Below are 737 nucleotides of genomic sequence, written 5' to 3'. Positions count from 1 at the left end.
TCGGTATACGTAAATGTATATACCTTGCTGCCCTCACATGTAGGATCGGTATTTTCGGTTATCACTGGCACGATGTCGTTTCCACATGCATCCGTCACCACAGGTGCTGCGGGCTGTACTGCATCGGCGATACATTCCACTGTAGAGCCCGCATTTGCTGGCACTACTGGCACGGACGTTACGTCAATGGTGTATGTATAAACCCAGTCAGCAGTATTGCCGGCACAGTCGGTATATGTAAAGGTATATATTTTCTCGCCCTCACATGCAGGATCATTACTTTCGGCCATAACAGGAACTACCTCATTGTTGTTGGCATCAAAAACAGTAGGAGGTGTTGGTGCGGTAGCATCCACAATACATTCCACGGTAGAGCCTGCATTTGCGGGAACCGTGAAAGGAGCCAGAATAACGGTATAGGTATATGTCCAATCAGCAGTATTACCGGCACAGTCGGTATATGTAAAGGTATACACAATAGAGCCTTGACAATCAGGAGTGTCAGTTTTGACCGCGGGAGATGGCGTGATCGTATTTCCACAGTTATCGGTAACCGTAGGAGGTGTTGGTTCCACGGCATCCGCTAGGTTTCCAACAGCGCTTAAGCCATTGGCAGGCAATATGAAGCTGTCAAGCTCAATGGTATAGGTATAGGTATATACTGATTCGTTGCCTGCGCAGTCGGTATACGTAAATGTATATACCTTGCTGCCCTCACATGTAGGATCGGTATTTTC

At 47.4% G+C, this 737-nt stretch carries 1 protein-coding gene; it reads right to left on the bottom strand.

The window, feature by feature from the left end; genetic code table 11:
* Positions 1 to 737: HYR-like domain-containing protein (locus CDH49_RS15540; protein WP_157805357.1), on the bottom strand; the 737-nt coding region annotated here is incomplete at both ends.

Origin of the sequence: Confluentibacter citreus (assembly GCF_002807055.1) — a bacterium.
Taxonomy (GTDB): Bacteria; Bacteroidota; Bacteroidia; order Flavobacteriales; family Flavobacteriaceae; genus Confluentibacter; species Confluentibacter citreus.
The sequence above is the reverse complement of the archived record's forward strand: the minus strand, read 5'-3'. Positions and strand labels throughout refer to the sequence as shown.